Origin of the sequence: uncultured Amnibacterium sp. (assembly GCF_964245895.1) — a bacterium.
GTDB lineage: Bacteria > Actinomycetota > Actinomycetes > Actinomycetales > Microbacteriaceae > Amnibacterium.
Window position 1 is genome coordinate 24,429 of record NZ_CAXTOQ010000007.1, and the last position, 18,062, is coordinate 42,490.

Sequence of the window (18,062 nt, forward strand, 5' to 3'; positions counted from 1 at the left end):
GAACCTCCCCCAAGGTCGGTGCCCATCCTGTCGACCGCGCGGGAGCGCCCCCATCCCCACTGCAGGGGGCATGCGGCGTGGCGACCGCTACCGGCCGGCGAGGAAGTCCAGGCTTCGCCCCACCTCCGGCAGCGCCTCCGTCGGCGGGATGTTCAGGTGGCCGTGCAGCATCCCCTCGGCGACGGTCAGCGCGGCCGTGACGCCGACGGAGGCGAGCTGCTGCGCGAACAGCTCCCCGCTGCCACGGAGGTCGTCGAACTCCGACACCACGATCCGCACCGGCGGGTAGCCCGTCAGGTCCGCGAGCCCGGGCGACTCCGCGGCCGGGATGGCGGTGATCCGGCCGAGGTACGCCGCGAAGATCGCCGTCGCGACGCCCGGGGTGAACCGCAGCGCCGACGGCAGGGTGCGCAGCACGGCCGCGGTCGCGTCCTCCACCGCAGGGGTCGGGAAGTGGATCGCGGGGTAGGCCAGCAGCACCGAGGCCGGCGGGCGCCCGGCCGCGACGGCGCGCAGGGCGGCGGAGGCGGCGAGGAACGCGCCGGCGCTCGCGCCGCCCGTGGCGATGCGAGCCGGGTCGACGCCCAGCCGCTCGGCGCTGCCCACCAGCCAGTCCCAGGCCGCAGCGACGTCGTCGACGGGGACCGGGTGGTGCACGGCGTCGCTCGCGAGCCGATAGTCGACGCTGACGACGACCCCACGGAGGCGGGCGGCGAGCTCCATCGACACGACGTGCGCCTCCGGCATGTCCAGGTCGCCGCCGGTGAACCCGCCGCCGTGCGCCCACAGCAGGGCGCGGGCGTCGGGGCCGCGGTCCTCCGCCCGGTAGATGCGCACCGGGATCGCGCCGTGCGGACCGTCCACCGCCGTGTCCTCGATCGCGACGGCCGGCGCCCGGTAGTCGCCGTAGGGCAGGCCGAACGCGAGCGCAGCCTCGGGCAGCTGCTCAACGGGCGTGCCGGGCAGGACGTCGGCGATCAGCGGGAAGCGGGCGGCGATCAGCGGATGCACGGGCATCCCGTCATCCTGCCAAGCCGTGCGGGGGCGTCCGCCGGACCGGCGAGGATGGACCGGTGCGCCGATCCGTCCGAACGGCAGCCGTCGCCGCGGCGCTGCTGCTCGCCTGCGCCGGCTGCACGGCGACGCCCGACTCGGCGCCGCCCGTCGCGCCGACCGGCGGGCCGACCACGACCGCGGTGCCGACGCCGGCGCCGACCGGGCCGCCCTCCACGGTCGCGGTGCTCGGCGACTCGCTGTCCCGCGGGTTCAACGCCTGCGCGCACTACGGCGACTGCCCCTCCGTGTCCTGGGCGGGCGGCACCGACCCCCGGATCGGCAGCATCGCCACGCGGCTGGGCGCGATCACGGACGGCCCGGTCGCCGTGCACAGCTTCGCTCGGTCGGGCGCGACGGTCGACGACCTGCGCCGGCAGGTCGCTTCCGCCGTCGCCGTGCACCCCGACCTGATCACGCTGCTGATCGGCGCGAACGACGTCTGCCGCGCGACGCTCGGCGAGATGACCCCGACCGCTGGCTACGCCGCCGCGGTGACCTCCGCGCTGCAGCAGATCAGCCTGTACGCGCCCGACGCGGTCGTGCTCGTCGCCTCCGTGCCCGATGTGACCGCGCTCGTGGCCGTGGCGGGCACGGACCCGACCGCGCGGTTCCTGTGGAGCCGGGCCGGCGGCTGCGCGACCGCGCTCGCCGATCCGGAGTCGACGACGTTCGACTCGGTCGAGCGTCGCCGGGCGGTCGCCGCCCGGATCACCGAGTACGACACGGTGCTCGCCGGCGCGTGCATCGCGGTGGCGCGCTGCGTCTACGACGGCGGCGCGCTGAACGCGGACCGGTTCACGCTGCCGCAGCTGTCGGCGCTGGACCGGTTCCATCCCTCCGTCCGCGGCCTGCAGGCGCTGGCGCTGCTCGAGTGGCAGGCGCTCAGCGCGGATCCGCGCGCGGTCCCGCTGTTCGAGCGCGGGTAGCCGCGCGTCGAGGGCTCAGGAGGCGCGCAGCGCCCGGATCGCCGTGGCGGCGTCCCGCACCGTCGACGCGACCTGGTCCACGGCGAGCTCGTGCTCCTGCGGGCGCCGGCCGTGCCCGTCCACGATCGTGAGCGCGTCCTCCGGCTCGACCGGACGCTGCCACCACCGGCGCCGGGGCGGCGGCGCGGCCGGGATCGGCACGATGCCCCGCACCCCGTGCAGCGCCGCGGCGAGGGCGCGCGCGTCCGACGGCTGCGGAGCGCCGCGGTCCGCGAGCCCGCGGCTCAGGGCCGCCACCTCCCGCAGCGTGAAGACCTTGCTCTGCGACCCGGGCGAGAGCCGGACCGCGGCGGCGCGGTGCTCGCGCTCGAGCGTGACGACCAGGTCGGAGCCGTCGACGAGCGACCTCGTCAGCTGCCGGGCGACGTGGGCGTCCGCAGCACCTCGCGGCAGGCGCGTCGCGGAGACGGTGCACATCGCAGCCCCGACCGGCGCCTGCACGCCGGCGCTCAGGACCTGCAGGGCGGGGAAGGCGTCGGCGAGCAGCGCCGCCGCGAGGGGCGAGCGGCACACGTTCGCCGTGCACACCACCAGCACCCGGCCGTGCAGGCCGTCGTCCGCGCTCCCCACGCCCCGATCCTCCCACCGGGGCTCCCGCGCCGCGGCGCCCCTCCGGCAGCGCACCGGGCTTCTCCCCGCCCCGGTCAGCGGCTAGCCTGCCCGGAGCCGGGCCCGCCGGTCGACTCCTCGCCCCTCCGTCCGACGGGAGCCCGCGCATGCACCCCCACCGCGACGACGCCGTGCGGGGCGCCCGCTGATGGGACGCCACAGCTCGATGCCGCCGCAGGACGGCGACTTCGCCGCGACGACCTCGGCGATCACGCGGGCCGTCGTCCGGCGCCACACGGGCGCGATCCCGGTGCAGGACCCCGGCGCCCCCATCGCGCCTCCCGCCCCGCCGCCTCCGCCCGCGCCGCCGGTCGAGCCGGAGCCCCTCCGCGCCGCCGTCGCGGACCCGTTCGACGACGAGGTCGACGACCTCACCGCACCGCCCTTCACCCCGGTCACGGCCGGCACGGCGATCGCGCCCGGTGCCGAACCCGCCTCGATCGAGGACCTGTCCCCGTCGTCGGCGAGCCTGGTGGGCATCCCGCTGCTGCCGGAGCGGCCCGCGGACCGGCGCCTGCGACGGTTCGGGATCGCGTTCGGCCTGGTCGTCGTGGCGGTCGTGGTCGCGGTGCTGCTCGTGTCCTTCCTCCCCGGGGTCGCCGCGGGCGGCTGAACCCCGGGCTACGGCGTCGTCGCCACCATGACGTCCGCGGAGCCCGAGAGCACCAGGTGCTGCTCGTCCGGGCTGACGTAGACCGCGTCGCCCCGCGCGAGGCTGAACGAGCCCTTGGCGCCGGACACGGTCAGCCCGCCGCTGAGGCAGAGCGCGACGGCCGGCCCGGTCAGCTCGATGCGCACCTCGTCCGGGCCGGCGAGCCGCTCGCCGTGCACGGCCCCCGCCGCCCCCACGTCCACCCGGTCGAGCACGAAGTCGTCGGCGGAGGCGCGGAACCGCTGCACCCCGTCGGCCGTCGCCTCCGGCCGGACGATCGGCGGGGACGACTGCTCGAAGCGCACCACCTGCAGCAGCTCGTCGACGTCGACGTGCTTCGGCGTGAGGCCGCCGCGCAGCACGTTGTCGCTCGCCGCCATCACCTCGATGCCGAGGCCGTCCAGGTAGGCGTGCACCACGCCGGCCGACAGCGCGAGCGCCTGCCCCTGCGCGAGCGAGATGCGGTTGAGCAGCAGCGAGAGCACGATGCCGGGGTCCCCCGGGTAGTCGTGGGCGAGCAGCCCGACGGTGGCGAACTCGCGCGCGAAGCTCGATGCCTGCGGGGTCCTGGCCGCCGCCGCCGTGACCGCGACCACCGTGCCGTCGACCTCGTCGCCGCCGTGCAGCAGCCACGCGACGGCGTCGGCCAGCGGGTTGCCGCCGCCGCGGTGCGCTGCGGTGGTGTCGGCGGAGGCGGGCATGCCGTCCCGGATCACCTCGCCCGAGCTGCCCGTCGAGGACGCGACCGCCGGGTCGCCTGCGGCGAGCCGCTCGGCGAGCGCCGCGATCGGCCGCCGGTCGTCGCGGGAGGCGGACAGCTGCAGCTCGGCGAGCAGCATCCGCGCCTCGCTGAGGTGCCGGAACCCGGCGAGCGCCTCGAACGTCGGCGACAGGGCCAGGATCAGCTCCGGCTTGTGGTTGTCGTCCGCGTAGTTGCGGGCCGGGTCGGTGAGCGGCACGCCGGCCGCCTCCTCCCGCGCGAAGCCCGCACGCGCCTGCTCGAGGTCGGGGTGCACCTGCAGCGAGAGCGGGCCGGCCGCAGCGAGCACCTTCATCAGGAACGGCAGGCGGGACCGGCCGCCGCCGAGCAGGGCGGGCTCCGCGGCGAGCACGGCGTCCAGCGAGCTGCCGGCGAGCGCCGGGGTCGCGGCGGTGACGACGCTGGGCGAGGCGCCGTGCGCGCCGAGCCACAGCTCCGCCTCCGGCCCGCCCGACACCGGCCTGCCCAGCAGCTCGCCGATCGCGGTCGTCGACCCCCACGCGTAGTCGCGCGGCGTGTTGGTGATCCCGATGAACATGCGCCTGTTCTACCGCCTCCGCCCGGACGGCAGCCCGGCCCGCGGAGGCGCGGGGCGCGCGCGGGGCGGGGTCTCGACGCTCGCTCCGAGTCCTGCAGCAGGAACGATCGAGTCCTTCAGCAGGAAGAACTCGCTTCAGCAGGAACAAGTCGGCTGATTCTTCCTGCCGAAGCGGATCGTTCCTGCCGTCGTGCTCGAGAGCCGGCCGGGAGCGCGGTCTCGAGGCGAGCTTCGCTCGCAACTGGACCAGCGAGGAAGGTCGGGCCGCGCGGCTAGGGTCGGGCGGGTGCGGCGGCAGCGGGCGAGGACGGTCTTCGCGTTCGCCGCCCTGTTCTCGCTGTGGGACGGCGACGGCGTGCGCGACGCCCTCAGCTGGTGGGGGTTCAGCGCGGTCTCGCTGGTGCTCCTGGTGCTGAGCGTGATCATGATCGTGCAGGAGCGGCGGGCGCTGCGGCGCCTGCTGCTGTCCTGGTCGGCGGTGCCCGTGCTCGCCTTCACGGCGATCTGCCTGCTGTCCACCGCCTGGTCCAACTACCCGCTCGTGACCGCGCTCGCCTGCCTGATCCAGATCGGCACGTCCACCATCGGCCTCGCGGTGCTGCTGTCCGGGCCCCCGCGCCACATCGTGTTCGTGTTCGGGCTGATGCTGCACGTGCACCTCGTGCTGGCGCTGCTGTTCGAGGTCGGCGTCGCCCTGTCCCCGGCTGGGCAGATCCTGCCGCTCTGGACGAACTACGGCGCGAACGTGCCCGGCGCCTACTACTGGAGCCAGGGCCTGATCTTCCAGGGCGGCCGTATCCAGGGGATCGTCGCGAACGCCAACCTCACCTGCTTCATCGCGCTGCTCGCCCTGATCCTGCTCGCGGCGCTCGTGCGCGCGCGTGCCATCCGTCCCCTGCTGCTGATCCCCGCCGTGGTCGTCGACGTGCTCGCCATCGCCCTCACGCGCTCGGCGACGGTGCTGATCGCCGGCGGGCTGGTCCTCGTGACCGCGCTGATCGTGCTCGGCTACCGCCGGTTCGGGCGCCGGGGGCGCATCGCGCTCGGGGTGGTCGCCGTCGGCACGGTCGCCGCCGTCGGCCTGGGCTCCTCCCGCCTGTTCGCCCCGCTGTTGCGGGTGCTCGGCAAGGGCGACGACTTCACGGGCCGGTTCGAGATCTGGCGGCTGGTCTGGGAGAAGGCGCAGGAGCGGCCCGCGCTCGGCTGGGGCTGGATCAGCTACTGGGCGCCGTGGGTGGACCCGTACCGGCGGCTGGTGATCCGCGACGGCGTGCAGTACCTGCAGGCGCACAACGCGTACCTCGACGTCGTGCTGCAGGTCGGCCTGCCCGGGCAGGTCGCGCTGGTCGCCATCGTCGGATCGGTCGTGCACCGCTCGCTGCGGCTCGCGCTCGTGCCGGCGCCGTACACGGCCCTGCCGCTGCTGCTCGTCGTCGCGCTGCTGACGCAGGCGCTGGCCGAGAGCCGGCTGCTCATCGAGGGCAACTGGGCGCTGCTCGTCATGCTCGCCGTCGCGGTGCCGTCGGTCGACCGGAGCCGCGCGGCCGCCGCCGCGCTGCGGGCCGCGGAGGCCCCTGAAGACGGGGCTGCCGTCCCGGCTCCCGCGCTCTAGGCTGCCGATCACCTGTCCCCCCGCGCGGTACCCGCCGCGCCCGAAGGACGGGCGCACACCCCCTACCCGTCCCGCTCCCACCCCGGAGCGTCCGCGTCCCCTCCTTCCCTTCAGGCGGAGGCGCACCCCCCTGAGGGACCCCATGACCTCGCTGCAGGCCGCCGCACCCCGGCACCGCCACCCCGTCCCGCCGCTGCGCATCGCGCTGCTCGGCGCCCGCGGCCATGCGGCCACCGAGCTCACCGTCGCGGAGGTGGGGCGCCGGCTGGAGCTGGGCGGCCACGAGGTGGTCGTCGGCGAGACCGGCGGAGGGAACCAGGCCGTGCGCCGGGCGGCGACCGCGGGTCGGTTCGTGCTCAGGCGGTTCGACGTCGCGCTGCTGCTCGACCCCGCCGACATCGCGATCGCACCGCTGATCCGCTCGCGCGGCGCCGCGGTCGCGGTCCGCATCGACGGCCGGCTGCACGAGCAGCTCGCGGCCACCCGCCGCGGTCGCGCGGTCGAGCACCGCGCCGCCCGCGAGGCGGACGCCGTGGTCGTCGACGCCGTCGGGATCCAGGATCACTACGCCGACGAGTACGCACTGCAGACGGACCTGATCGGGTACGGCGCCCGGATCGTGCGGCACGTGCCGACGGACCTGCTCGAAGGGCTCGGGATCGTGCCGCGGCACTTCCACCTCGTCGTCGTCGGGTCGGAGCCGGAGGCGCACCTCGACGAGGTCGTCGAGGGCTACCACCGCTCCGCCGCGCGCCTGCCGCTCGTGCTCGCGGCGACGACGCCCCTGCCGATGCCCGCCCTCGCGCGCGTCCGGGCGCTCGCCGGCCGGGACTCCCGCATCCGGCTGCTGGACGGCGTGCCCGACGACCGGCTGCTCGACCAGCTGCACGCGCACGCGAGCGGCTCCATCCACGGCTCGACGATCGGCGCCGCCGATCCGACGCTGCTGCGCGCGATGGGCGCGGGGGCCGCGGTAGTGGCGTGGGACACGACCCGCAACCGGGAGATCGCCGGCACGGCCGGCTCCTACTTCGCCTCCCCCGGCGACGCCGCCCGCCGCATCGAGGAGATCGAGCGGTACCCGTTCCGCTTCCGGGACATCGGCGAGCTGATGCAGGAGCGCGCCCGGCGCTTCGACTGGGACGTGGTCGGCGAGCAGTACCAGGCGCTCGCCGCGAAGCTGGCTCGCGGCTACAGCACGCGGGGGCTCGCCTACCGCCGCAGGGGCGCGCCCGTCGCGGTGCCGGCCGAGGTAGCCCTGGAAGGCCGACGTGACTGAGGCCGTCGCCGCCGGGCGCACCGCCGTGGTGGCGCATCCCGACTCGGCGCTCACCGCGCGCGGCGAGCTGGCGCTCCAGAGCCTCGTCGGCCTGGTGGAGGCGGGCTGGCGCGTCGTGCTGGCCCTGCGGTCCCCCGGCCCGCTCGGCGAAGCAGCGCGCGCGGCGGGCGCAGACGTGGCGGTCCTGGACTTCTCCGCGCTGCGGACCGCGAGCGGACCGGCGTCGGCGGTCGCGGAGGCGCTCAGCGAGCCCGGTGCCGCGGGCCGGCCGATCGCGGACCTGCTGCGCCGCGTGCGGCCCGACGTCGTCTACGTGACCTCCGCCCGCCTCCCGCTGTGGATCGTCCACGCGCGGCTGCTGCGGCTACCGGTCGTCGTCCACGTCCACGACCCGGAGGGAGCCGCCTCCCGCCGGGTCCGCGGGGCGATCGCCCGCACGATCGGCGCGGACGGCGTCGTCGTCGTCGGCAGCGAGGCGAGCCGCGCGGGCCTGCTCGGGGCCGCGCCGGGCCTCGCGGACCGCGCGGTCGTCGTGCACAGCTCCTGCGTCCATCCGCCGCTGATCCGCCCCGCGCGCGAACGGCTCGAGGGGCGGCTCCACCTGCTCGCCGCGGGCGACGACCAGGCCGGTCTCGCCGTCGCCGTCAACGCGCTCGGCCTGCTCCTCGGCCGCGGGCTCGACGTCGACCTCGAGGTCCGCTGCGGCTCCGGGCACGAGCCGGATCGATGGACGGCGCTGCGGGCCCGCGCGGACGTGCTCGGTCTGGGCGACCGCGTCGCCTTCCACGCCCTGGAGGCCGAGTCGTGGGAGGCGATCGCCGACGCGGACATGGTGCTGCTGCCGTCGGGCGCGCACGGGTCCCGCACCGACATCGCCGTCCAGGCCCTGGTCAGCGGCAGGCCGGTCGCGGTGAGCGAGACCGGCAGCGTCACCGAGACGATCACGGGGTTCGCCTCCGCGATCCCCGTCCCGCCCGGCGACGCGCCCGCGCTCGCCGCCGCCGTGGAGCGCGTCGCCACGACCTGGACGGCGTTCAGGAGGATGGCGGCCGCGACGGCCCCCATGGCGATGCGCCAGTACTCGGCGGTCGCCTACCGACGGGCGATGGTGAGCGAGCTCACCCGCGCCGCCCGCTCCGCCGAGCGACGCGCCTCCTGAAGCGCGGAGGGATCAACCGCACTTCGCGGACGTGATCGAGACGGGCACCTCGCGGACCTTCGGCGTGTGGCTCACCTCGACGGTCTTCGACAGCTCCGTGCCGCCGACGAACACCGCCCTGACGGTCATCGAGGAGGCCGGCCCCATGTTCAGGCTGACGACGCCGACCGGCCGGTCGTACATCTCCCCCTTGACCGCGGGCCGGTGGTCGGCCTGCCCGGTCGCGTCGAGGTTGGTGTTGAACTTGTAGCTGAACGCGGTGCCCCACGACACCTTCTCGCCGTCGATCGAGACGGACTTCAGCTTCGCGCCCACCGGTCCGTACAGCTGCACCCACTGCCGGTCGCCCCCCTTGACGATGCGCGGCTGGTTCGCCGCGACGTAGCCGGGCAGGGAGTCGACCTTGGACAGCGGCAGGGTGTTCGTCACCTTCGCCTTGACCGTGAACGTCGGCGTCGCCGAGCAGGTGTTCGTCGTGACGTCGACCTTCTCGTCCATGTAGTAGCTCATCTTCGAGGTCGCGTCGTCGTTGTTGTAGACGCCGAGCACCGTCTTCTCGGTGTTGTCCGCGGGCAGCATGTTGCCGAGCGGCGACTCCATCAGCAGCCGCTCCTCGTCGGGGCGGACGCTCCACATCTTCAGCCGCTGCTGGTCCATCATCGGCTGCACCTGCGCCAGGTACGCGGAGGGGCTGCCCTGCCCGCTGGTGACCGCGGAGAAGATCGCCTGCGCGGAGGAGGCGAACACCGCGTCCTGCACGAACGGGTTCGGGTACTTGAAGTAGACCTCGTTCAGCAGGAACGACACCGCGTTCGTGGCGTCGATCTTCGTGCCGTCCTGCAGCGTGACGGGGCCCGTCGCCTGCAGCAGGTACGACAGGGCGACGGGGTCGAAGGAGATCACGCCGTCGACCTTGCCGCCGAACTGGCCGCGCCACATGGCGCGCGCCAGCTTCGCGGTGGTCGGGAAGTCGGGCGTCATCGTGATGTTGGTGACGTACGTGGAGGCGTAGTCGGTGTAGATCTTCGGCCAGTCCTCGTTCTGCGGACCGGACGGCTGGTACGGGGCCTTCGCGTACGGGCGGGGGAAGCTGCTCGAGTTGCCCTGCGTGCCCAGCTTCACCTTGCCCTTGTTCACGACGAGCATCGCCATCGAGGCGGGGTTGCCGCCGCTCGCCCGCTCCTCCGCGTTGTTCTGGAAGATCAGCAGGTAGTGCCTGGCCCCCTCGCCGCCGAGCGCGGGGTAGAGCACGGGCATGATCTCGTGCAGCTCGTGCACCGTCGGCGCGTACTGGCTCAGCATCGACTGCACCGTGCCGATCGGCCCCTTCAGCTGCGGCAGCACGTCGGAGGTGTCGATCGCGGCGGCGCGCTTGTCCGCGACGGTGATCGCGGCGTCGAGGTCGCCCACCGCCGGCGTCAGGGTCTTCAGCGGCTCGATGTTCACCGCGCCGTTCGTCGGCTTCAGGCTGTCGATGCTGATCCCCTCCGCCGCCTTCGCGATGGGGCCGACGCCGTCGTGCACCAGATCGTCCACCAGGACGGTCGTCTGCCGGAACGCCTTCAGGTTCGGCCCGAGCACCGGGATGTGCTCGTAGAGGGACCACACCGGGTCGTCCACCTGCTCGGCGGCCTTCGCGGTGTTCGCCTGCAGCTTCGCGTACAGCTGCGTGGTGCTGGGCGCCCCCGGCTGGCCGACGACGTCCTTGAAGGAGGTCAGCTGGCCCTGCGCGGCCGTCAGCGAGTCCTTCGCGATCAGCGCGCGGTTGCCGACGTAGACCGTGAGCAGCACGACGGCCACGAGTCCGAGGAGCAGCGCGACGACACCGCCGATGGCGACGCGTCGCCGCGTCCGCTGGGCGGGGGTCCGCTGCTTCTTGGTCCTCTGAGCCTTGGGCACGGTCGGGCTGCGTCCTCTCGAGTGGTCGCGGTCGGTCGAGCGGATGCACCTTATTCGAGGGCCGCGGCTTCGCCGCGTTCTGTCGCCGGAGCGTCGCGCCCGCCGTTCAGGTCCGCGACATCCGCCTCCCGCCCGCCCCGGATACCGGGGGCGTCGGCGCGCCGATGGCGACCACGCCGCGCCCAATCCCGGGGTGTCACCCGTCCGGGGGTACTTTCGCGCAGTCCGACGAGGGGCGGCTGCGCCGTCGCCCCGCCATGAGGAGAGCGCCATCGCCACCCTGGCCCCCCACCCGACCGCCCGCCCGGAGACCGTCCCGGAGCGCGGGCGCCGCCTCCGGCTGTCCGCGGAGCCCACCCCGGCGCTGCGCTGGGTGCTCGCGCTGCTGCTGCTCTGGCTGCTCGTCGGCCCCCGCGTCGAGCTGCCCGCCGCCCTGCACGGGCTGCGCGTCGAGGACCTCGTGTTCGTGGCGCTCGGCGCGCTGTGCGTGCTGCACCTGCGCGTGCTCGGCCGCCCCGGACCGCCGACCCTCGCGATCGCCGGCGTCGCCGCGGCGGGCCTGATCTCCGCCGGCGTCGCGTCGGCGCGCGGCATGGTCGAGCCCGTCACGGCGATGCTGTACGCCGTCCGCCCGCTGGAGTACTGGATCGCGTTCCCGGCCGCCCTGCTGCTCCTGCACGGCACGGGAGGCCTCTGGCGTCGCCGCATCGACTCGCTGCTCGTGGTCGTGACGGTGCTGCAGACCCTGTTCGCGGTCCTGCAGTACTACTTCGCGATCCCGATCGGCTTCTCGCACGCCGCGTACACCCGTGCCGCCGGCCTCACCGTCGGGCCGTACGAGCTCGGTGCGATCAGCGCCGCGCTCGCCGTCTACTGGCTGTCCCGCGGGCGCTGGGCGATGGTGTCGCTGTCCGTGGTCGCGCTCGCCGCCTCCATCTCGCGCATCTCCATCCTCGGCGCGGCGGTCGGGATGGCCGTGTTCAGCGTCATCTGGCTGGTCCGGATCACCCGCCGGGCGCGCCGTGCCGGCCTGCGGACCGCGCTGCAGCCCTACCGCCGGTCGCCGCTGCTGATCGCGGGACAGGTGCTGTCCGTCGTCGTCGCCGGACTGGTGCTCGCCTTCACGGTGGGCCTGGTGCACCTGCCGGAGCTGCCCGCGGCGCAGCCGCCGGCCGCCGAGGAGCCGGTGATCACGGCCGCGCCGAGCGACGAGCCGACCGACGACACCGAGCCCGAGGCCGAGACCCCGCCCGTCGTCGCCGCCCCCGTCGATCCGCAGGCGCCGACGGACTCCATCGCCACCCGGCTCGAGTCCACCTCCGTCCTGGGCAGCTGGAACGCGGCGGGGGACATGGCCAACCGCGTCCCGCACCCGCAGACGTCGGGGGACTACCTGTTCGCGGCGTACGCGGGGATGAACATCTACGTCAACGCGAACACCGCGGCCGACGCCCACGTCGAGGCGAGCAACCTCGTCCGCTTCTTCCGCTGGCACCTGATCCTCGACACGTTCGACGACCCCGCCGACGTCGTGTTCGGGCTCGGCCCGTCGTTCGCCGGGCCGAGCGTCGACGGGTCGTACCTGCGGTTCTTCGCCGACGGCGGCCTGCTGGGCGTGCTGGCCTGGCTCGCGCTGATCGTGCTGTGGCTCCGCCGCACGCCGGCCTGGATGGTCTGCGTCACGATCTCGCTGCTGGTCGGCGCGCTGTTCATCGACATCGTCTACGCGCAGCGCCCAATGGTCCTGTACTGGCTGCTGCTCGCGGTCGCACTGACGGCGCCGAGGCCCACCAAGGGGCATAGGGCGGAGGCAGCGGCCGCGGAGGCGGCACCCGCGCCCGGAGCCGCGCCCGGGTCGGCGGCGTCGCCTGCGCCGGGAGCCGCGACGGAGTCGCGTCCGGTGGAGGCAGATTCGGTACACGCCGCGCCGGCGCGACCCTCGATGGAGGCGGAGCCGGCGCGAGCGTAGGCGTCCGGGTGCCCGGTGTCCCCCGACGGGGGACACCGGCCGCTGTCCCCCGGCGGGGGACACGTCGGTCGCGCGGTGGTCCGGGCCTCCACGCGGTAGGTGCACCCACCGCGGGAGGGCGCCGCTACCGCGCGACGGGGTGCAGGCACCGCGCGACGGAATAAGCCGGCGTCCTGAACCGACGGCACGGGCGCTTCCGGCCCGTCCCGAGCGTGAGCGGCCGCCCCGGTCGGGCCGATACCGCCCGCGCTCAGGACGGCGCCCCCGCCTCTACCCGTCGCGCGGTACTCCGCACCTCCACGCGGTAGGTCCACCTACCGCGCGAGGGTGCAGGCACCGCGCGACGAGGTACGCCTTCCGCGGCAGGGTCGGGACGCGCGGCGGGGAGGGTCGTGGACGGACGCCGGAGGGCCGTGGAGCTGCTGCTCCACGGCCCTCCGTCGTCCCGTGCGTCAGCCCGCTGCGCCGCGCGGGGGCTTCTTCGCGCTGATCCGCTTGCCGAAGAAGTCGGTCTTGACGCTCTTCGGGATCGCCACGCCCTTCTTGAACGACGAGGGGTGCGCCGGCTTGTAGCCCTTCAGCGTCTTGAAGCCGTTGCCGCCGGTGCCCGGCTTCTTCAGGCCGGGAGCCGCGTAGCTGGTCTTCGCGTCGCGGGGACGGCCGGAGCCGTGGTTCCCGATCAGCGTGTTCGACGAGGTCGTCACGGACTTCGTCGGCCACTGGTACACGCCCGTGCCGTAGCTGTAGATCACGTTGTTCTTGAACGAGACCTTCGACCCCTTGATCGCGCCGAAGGTGCGCACGATCTTCGCCTTCGACGCCCGCGACACGTAGACGGTGTTGTTGTAGAACGCCGTGTTCGTCGAGGGCGCCTTGCCGTAGAAGGTCAGCGCGCCCTGGCCGTTGTTCTCCAGGATGTTGAACCGGATCGTGGAGTTCTTCGCACCGGTCAGCAGCACGCCGCCGCCCTGGTTGTCGTGGGCGTAGTTGTACTCGAGCACCGTGTCGACCGATGCGCGGTCGATGTCGAAGCCCTCGCCGTCGCCGCCCGTGTTGCGCGTCTTCGACACCTCGTTGTGGTCGATCCGCACCTTGCTGGTGTTCGACGGCCAGATGCCCGCGCTCGCGGTCGACGGCCCGCCCAGGCGGCCGCAGTGGGAGCAGGACCCGAGGTCGCCCGCGCCGGTGACGACGTTGCCCGTGATCCGGCTGCTCTTCGCGCCGATCAGGACGATGCCGTCGCCGCGCACCGACTTCACCCGGTTGCCCGAGATCAGCACCGCGGAGTCCCACGACCCCGGGTAGGCGTTGTTCGAGACGATGATGCCGGTGCGGGACGAGTTGGTGACCGAGCTGCTCAGGATCCGCAGGCCGTCGTAGCTCGAGCCCTTGCCGAAGGTCAGCGCCGAGATGCCGCCGTACTGGCGCGTGTTCCCGTTGCCGGGGTTGCTGCGCACGCCGTCGACCGCGACCCGCTGCACGGTCAGCCCCGAGAGGCGCCCGCCGTTGCTGTTCAGCAGCAGCAGCCCGGACCGGTAGGTCTTCGGGTTCGCCTCCTTCGTCGTGTTCGTGATGTGCAGGTCCTGCACGGTCCACCAGGCCTGGTTGATGATCTGGACCGCGCCGGTGTAGTTATAGGTGCCGCCGCCCGCGATCGTCGGCCGGGTGCCGCTGGCGGGGAAGGCGCCGATGACGATCGGCGCGCCCTGCGTGCCCGAGCCCGTCGGGGCGAGCTGGCCCTTGCAGGTCGTGCCGCGCTTCAGCAGGATGCGCTCGCCCGGCGCGAAGGCGCCGTGCGCGTTCACCGCGGCCAGCGAGTTCCACGCGGTCGCCGCCGAGACGCCGTCCCCGTTCGTGCCGTGCGAGCAGTCCACGTAGTACGTGGCGGCTGCGGCGGAGGCGGTGAGCGGTGCCGCGAGGATCGCGCCGCCGGCGAGCGCCGCTGCGAGCAGGACGCCGAGGCCGGCCCTGGCGGGCGAGGGGGCGTGGGAGAGGAATCGCATGCAGGAGGGCCTTCGGTCGGAGGATCTGCGGGAGCGCCGCGCCGGTCGAGCCGCACGGCGAGCAGCCACCATGCCATCGGATCGGACCGCGACCAGGCCGGTCGGGCGGCGAGGCGCCACATCCGTCGCGACGCCCTGATCGATCGTCCCCGCTGCAGCGGATCGGCGCGTCCCCAGTTCGGGGGACCCCGTGCCGCGTGCCGGGTCAGGCGGGCAGGAGGTCCGCGCCGCGGTAGGCGCCGACGAGGTCCCGCGCGGTCCGCGCCCACGTGTACTCGGCGCGCACCAGCCGGACCGCCTCCTCGTCGACGCCGAGCCCGAGCGATGCCGCGACGACCGAGCGGAGGCGCTCCGCGTCGATCGCGGGGTCCACGTAGGTGGCCCGGTCGCCGAGGTAGTCGCGCAGGTACCCGTTGGCGCCCGACACCAGGCGGCACCCGTAGCCGACCGCCTCCAGCTCGGACAGCGACACCACCTCGAAGTGGCTGACCGACAGGAACACGGACGACCGCGCGTACATCGAGCGCAGCTGCTCGAGCGGCACGTGGGGCACGTGGGTCAGGTTCGGGTGCTGCGCCACCAGCCGGTGGAACGCCGCCGTGTACGCGGCGTTCCGGGGGTTGTCGCCGCCGACGAACGTGACCCGGACGTCGGTGCCGGCGAACGCCTGCGCGACCGACAGCTGGTTCTTCCGCTCCTCGATGCGGCCGGCGAGCAGCACGTCGATGTCCCTATCGCCGTCGATGCGCACCGCGTCGTCGACCTCGACCCCGTTCGGCACCCAGACGGCCTTGTCCCCCAGGTCGACGCCGAAGTTCCGCTGCACCTCCGCCGTCTCGGACGGCGCCTGGACGACGACGAGCGCCGCGGACGTCAGCGCCTGCGCGATCGCGGCGCGCGGGTCGCGGATCAGCGCCTCCGCGACCGAGCGGCCGGTGCGGTTCCGCATCGCGTGCTTGATGCGCTCGCGGCCGAACGGACCGCGGCCGGCCCTCCCGATGACGCCGAGCGGCCCGCTCCGCACGCCCGACTCGAACCGATCGACGGCGCCCATCGGGTGGTGGATCGGCGCGACGACCAGCGGCCGGCCGGAGGCGCGGATCCGGCGGGCGGAGGCGACGAACTCGAACCAGCGGTCGATGTTGAACACCTGCGCGACGCCATCGCGGTCGTCCAGCCCGGCGGCGGACAGCGGCTCGAGCCGCGCGTCGAGGCCGACGCCCTGCAGCGCCCCCTCGTACGCCCGCGCGAGCACGAGGTCGCCGCCGGACTTCGCGGGGTAGTCGTCGCGCAGCAGCAGTCGGATCCGCATCCTCCGACCCTCTCAGACGGAGGTGGACGCCACCGTCCGCGCCAGCTGCTCGCCGATCGCGACATGGGCGCGCCGGACCCCCTCCTCCAGCCCGGTGAAGGCGAACGCGCCGAACTCGCCGGTGTACCGGCCGATGCCGAGCACGACCTCGTCGACGAACGTCGCCGGCTTCGGGCGGTCGACGACGTCGAAGTCGACGCCGGTCACGCGCCGCACCGTGTCGAGCACCTCGTTGACGGTGTGGCCGGTGCCGCTGCCGAGGTTGTAGGTCGTGTGCGCGTGCACCCGGCCGACCATGCGGGTGATCATCTCCACCAGGTCGCCGACGTACAGGTAGTCGCGCACCATGCTGCCGTCGCCCAGCCGGATCACGGGCTCGCCCGCGGCGACCCGGCGCAGCGCGATCGGGATCAGCCCCTGCACCCGGTTGGTCTTCTGCCGCCCGCCGTACGGGTTCGAGATGCGCAGCACCGTCGCCTGCAGGCCGTGCGTCGCACGGAAGTAGCTGAGGTAATTCTCGATCGTCAGCTTCCCGATCGCGTACGGGGAGACCGGCAGCGCGCGGTCGTCCTCCACGTACTGCGCCTTGCCCTGGTCGCCGTACACGGCGCCGCCGGTCGACGCGAAGTAGAAGTGCTGCACCGACGCGGCGACGCACAGCTGCAGCAGCTCCACGGACTGCGCGACGTTCGTGCGCAGGTCGAAGGTCGGGTCGCCCTCCGCGGTCGCCGGCGTCGTGGTGGACAGGAAGTGGAAGACGACGTCCTGACCGGCCACCGCCTGCTCCAGGTCAGCGCGACTCAGGAAGTCGCCGGCCAGCACCCTCGCGCCGCCGACGTCGAACGCCGGCCGCTCGCTGCGGTACCGGTCGAACGCGGTGACCTCGTGGCCGGCTGCGGCGAGCGCGTCGACGAGGTGGGAGCCGATGAACCCGTTCGCGCCGACGACCAGGATCCTCGCCACGGCTGAGCCCCCGTCGTCCGTCCGGCGGTGCGAGGCACGGGCCCGGCGCGCGGCTCGACCGGCGCGACCTCGAACCTAGCCGCCGGTCACCCCGCGTAGGCCGCAGCGAGGCGCGTCGCCGCGGCGTCCCACGTCGCGTCGTACCGCACCGGGGGCGGCGGCTCGTCGCCGGCGGCGCGCGCGGCCGCCGCGCGCAGGAGCGCATCGATCCCGCCGTCCGGCACGTCGGTGACCACGTCGCCGAGCCACTCGGCCGAGTGGCCGGTGCCGGAGGTCACGACCGCGCAGCCGAGCAGCGCGGCCTCCAGGTCGACGAGGCTCTGCACCTCCACCCACGACGCGTTCAGCAGCACCCGGGAGGCGCCCATCCGGGCCAGCACGTCCGGGCGCGGCATCGCACCCTCGTGCAGGACGAACGGGGACGTCGCCGCGAGCGCGGCGAACTCGCGGCTGAGCGCGGTGCCCTCGTCGGTGTGCGGGCCGATGAAGCGCACCGGGATGCGGAGGCGGTCCGCGGCGCGCGCGACCTCCAGCTGGCGCTTCCGCGGCTCGATCCTGCCGACGACGAGGATCGAGCCGACCGGCCGGTCCGCCCACGGCAGCCCCGCCGCGCCCCCGTCCGCGTCCGGCCGCCCGTTCGGCACCAGCGCGCGGTTGCGGCCGTGCCAGCCGGAGAGCGCCATCAGGGCGGCGCCCTCCCCCTCCGCCAGCAGCGCGACCAGGTCGGCACGATCGAGCACGCGACCCGCCCGGCGCCAGACCCCGGGGATCTCCGCCAGCGCCACGAGCGCGACCTGCACCCCCGCGGCGAGCGACGCGGGGCCGTCCGCCGCCCGCACGGCGCGCCGCGCGGTGCCGAGCCACTCGCGCACCGGGTCGGGCAGCACGCGGGTGAGCACACTCGTCATGCCGCGGTCGCGGTCCGCCCGGCGCATCGCGAGCACGCGCCCGGCGTCGTGGTGGATCGGGCTCACGATCAGCCGGTGCCCGCGGGCGGCGCGGGTCGCCGCCAGGAAGTCGTGCGGCCGGTCGATGTTGACGACGTGCACGACCGAGCCTGGGCGCAACCGCATCCGGGGAGCGAACGGGACCACCCGTACGTCGAACCGGGCGGGATCGAGCCGCCGGACGTACTCCTCGACCTGCACCATGTCGCCGCCGGTCGTGCGCTCGGCGTCGGCCCGCACGACCAGGTCGACCGCGAGTCGCCCGGGCTCCGCCATGTCGTGGCCGTCCTTCCTCGTCGGGCGTCCGACGCGCTGCGG

The 18,062-nt window shown here is 74.5% G+C and carries 14 protein-coding genes; 6 read left to right on the forward strand and 8 right to left on the reverse strand.

Annotated features, from left to right (window positions below; genetic code table 11):
• Window positions 1-87: 87 nt before the first annotated feature.
• Window positions 88-1,017 carry an alpha/beta hydrolase gene (locus ACFE60_RS02230; protein ID WP_375387208.1) on the reverse strand — a complete coding sequence of 310 codons (930 nt, stop codon included), beginning with the start codon at window positions 1,015-1,017 and terminating at the stop codon, window positions 88-90.
• Between the two features lie 56 nt (window positions 1,018-1,073).
• Between ACFE60_RS02230 and ACFE60_RS02235 the strand changes: the two genes are divergently transcribed.
• A complete protein-coding gene (locus ACFE60_RS02235) occupies window positions 1,074-1,982 on the forward strand; it encodes a GDSL-type esterase/lipase family protein (RefSeq protein WP_375387209.1) in 909 nt (302 codons plus the stop codon).
• Between the two features lie 15 nt (window positions 1,983-1,997).
• Here the strand turns inward: ACFE60_RS02235 and ACFE60_RS02240 are convergent, their stop codons facing one another.
• Complete coding sequence (locus ACFE60_RS02240) at window positions 1,998-2,612, reverse strand: hypothetical protein (protein ID WP_375387210.1); 615 nt, start codon at window positions 2,610-2,612, stop codon at window positions 1,998-2,000.
• A 187-nt stretch (window positions 2,613-2,799) separates the two neighbouring features.
• Here ACFE60_RS02240 and ACFE60_RS02245 point away from each other — a divergent pair, with 187 nt between their 5' ends.
• Entirely contained in the window at window positions 2,800-3,264 is a 465-nt protein-coding gene (locus ACFE60_RS02245) for a hypothetical protein (RefSeq protein ID WP_375387211.1), read from the forward strand.
• A gap of 8 nt (window positions 3,265-3,272) precedes the next feature.
• Here ACFE60_RS02245 and manA read toward each other — a convergent pair whose 3' ends face one another.
• Window positions 3,273-4,601, reverse strand: coding sequence for a mannose-6-phosphate isomerase, class I (manA, locus tag ACFE60_RS02250; RefSeq protein ID WP_375387212.1), 1,329 nt, complete (start codon window positions 4,599-4,601; stop codon window positions 3,273-3,275).
• A 286-nt stretch (window positions 4,602-4,887) separates the two neighbouring features.
• Between manA and ACFE60_RS02255 the strand changes: the two genes are divergently transcribed.
• The 3 genes from ACFE60_RS02255 (at window position 4,888) to ACFE60_RS02265 (ending at window position 8,651) form a co-directional block, all read left to right on the forward strand.
• Window positions 4,888-6,213, forward strand: coding sequence for an O-antigen ligase family protein (locus ACFE60_RS02255; protein ID WP_375387213.1), 1,326 nt, complete (start codon window positions 4,888-4,890; stop codon window positions 6,211-6,213).
• A 142-nt stretch (window positions 6,214-6,355) separates the two neighbouring features.
• Entirely contained in the window at window positions 6,356-7,492 is a 1,137-nt protein-coding gene (locus ACFE60_RS02260) for a glycosyl transferase (RefSeq protein ID WP_375387214.1), read from the forward strand.
• Entirely contained in the window at window positions 7,485-8,651 is a 1,167-nt protein-coding gene (locus tag ACFE60_RS02265) for a glycosyltransferase (RefSeq protein ID WP_375387215.1), read from the forward strand. Before ACFE60_RS02260 ends, ACFE60_RS02265 begins: the two co-directional genes overlap by 8 nt.
• Before the next feature lie 12 nt (window positions 8,652-8,663).
• Here the strand turns inward: ACFE60_RS02265 and ACFE60_RS02270 are convergent, their stop codons facing one another.
• Window positions 8,664-10,550: a DUF4012 domain-containing protein gene (locus ACFE60_RS02270; RefSeq protein WP_375387216.1), complete on the reverse strand. Its 1,887-nt coding sequence runs from the start codon at window positions 10,548-10,550 to the stop codon at window positions 8,664-8,666.
• 193 nt (window positions 10,551-10,743) lie between these two features.
• Here ACFE60_RS02270 and ACFE60_RS02275 point away from each other — a divergent pair, with 193 nt between their 5' ends.
• Complete coding sequence (locus ACFE60_RS02275; protein WP_375387217.1) at window positions 10,744-12,519, forward strand: hypothetical protein; 1,776 nt, start codon at window positions 10,744-10,746, stop codon at window positions 12,517-12,519.
• A gap of 452 nt (window positions 12,520-12,971) precedes the next feature.
• Here the strand turns inward: ACFE60_RS02275 and ACFE60_RS02280 are convergent, their stop codons facing one another.
• From ACFE60_RS02280 to ACFE60_RS02295, 4 genes are all read right to left on the reverse strand, one after another.
• Window positions 12,972-14,522 (reverse strand): right-handed parallel beta-helix repeat-containing protein, encoded by a 1,551-nt coding sequence (locus ACFE60_RS02280; protein ID WP_375387218.1) that lies wholly within the window; start codon window positions 14,520-14,522, stop codon window positions 12,972-12,974.
• Between the two features lie 205 nt (window positions 14,523-14,727).
• Window positions 14,728-15,834, reverse strand: a complete 1,107-nt coding sequence (locus ACFE60_RS02285) for a glycosyltransferase (protein WP_375387219.1) — start codon at window positions 15,832-15,834, stop codon at window positions 14,728-14,730.
• Window positions 15,835-15,846: 12 nt separating this feature from the next.
• Complete coding sequence (locus tag ACFE60_RS02290; protein WP_375387220.1) at window positions 15,847-16,797, reverse strand: NAD-dependent epimerase/dehydratase family protein; 951 nt, start codon at window positions 16,795-16,797, stop codon at window positions 15,847-15,849.
• Between the two features lie 86 nt (window positions 16,798-16,883).
• Window positions 16,884-18,020, reverse strand: coding sequence for a glycosyltransferase (locus ACFE60_RS02295; protein WP_375387221.1), 1,137 nt, complete (start codon window positions 18,018-18,020; stop codon window positions 16,884-16,886).
• Window positions 18,021-18,062: the final 42 nt, after the last annotated feature.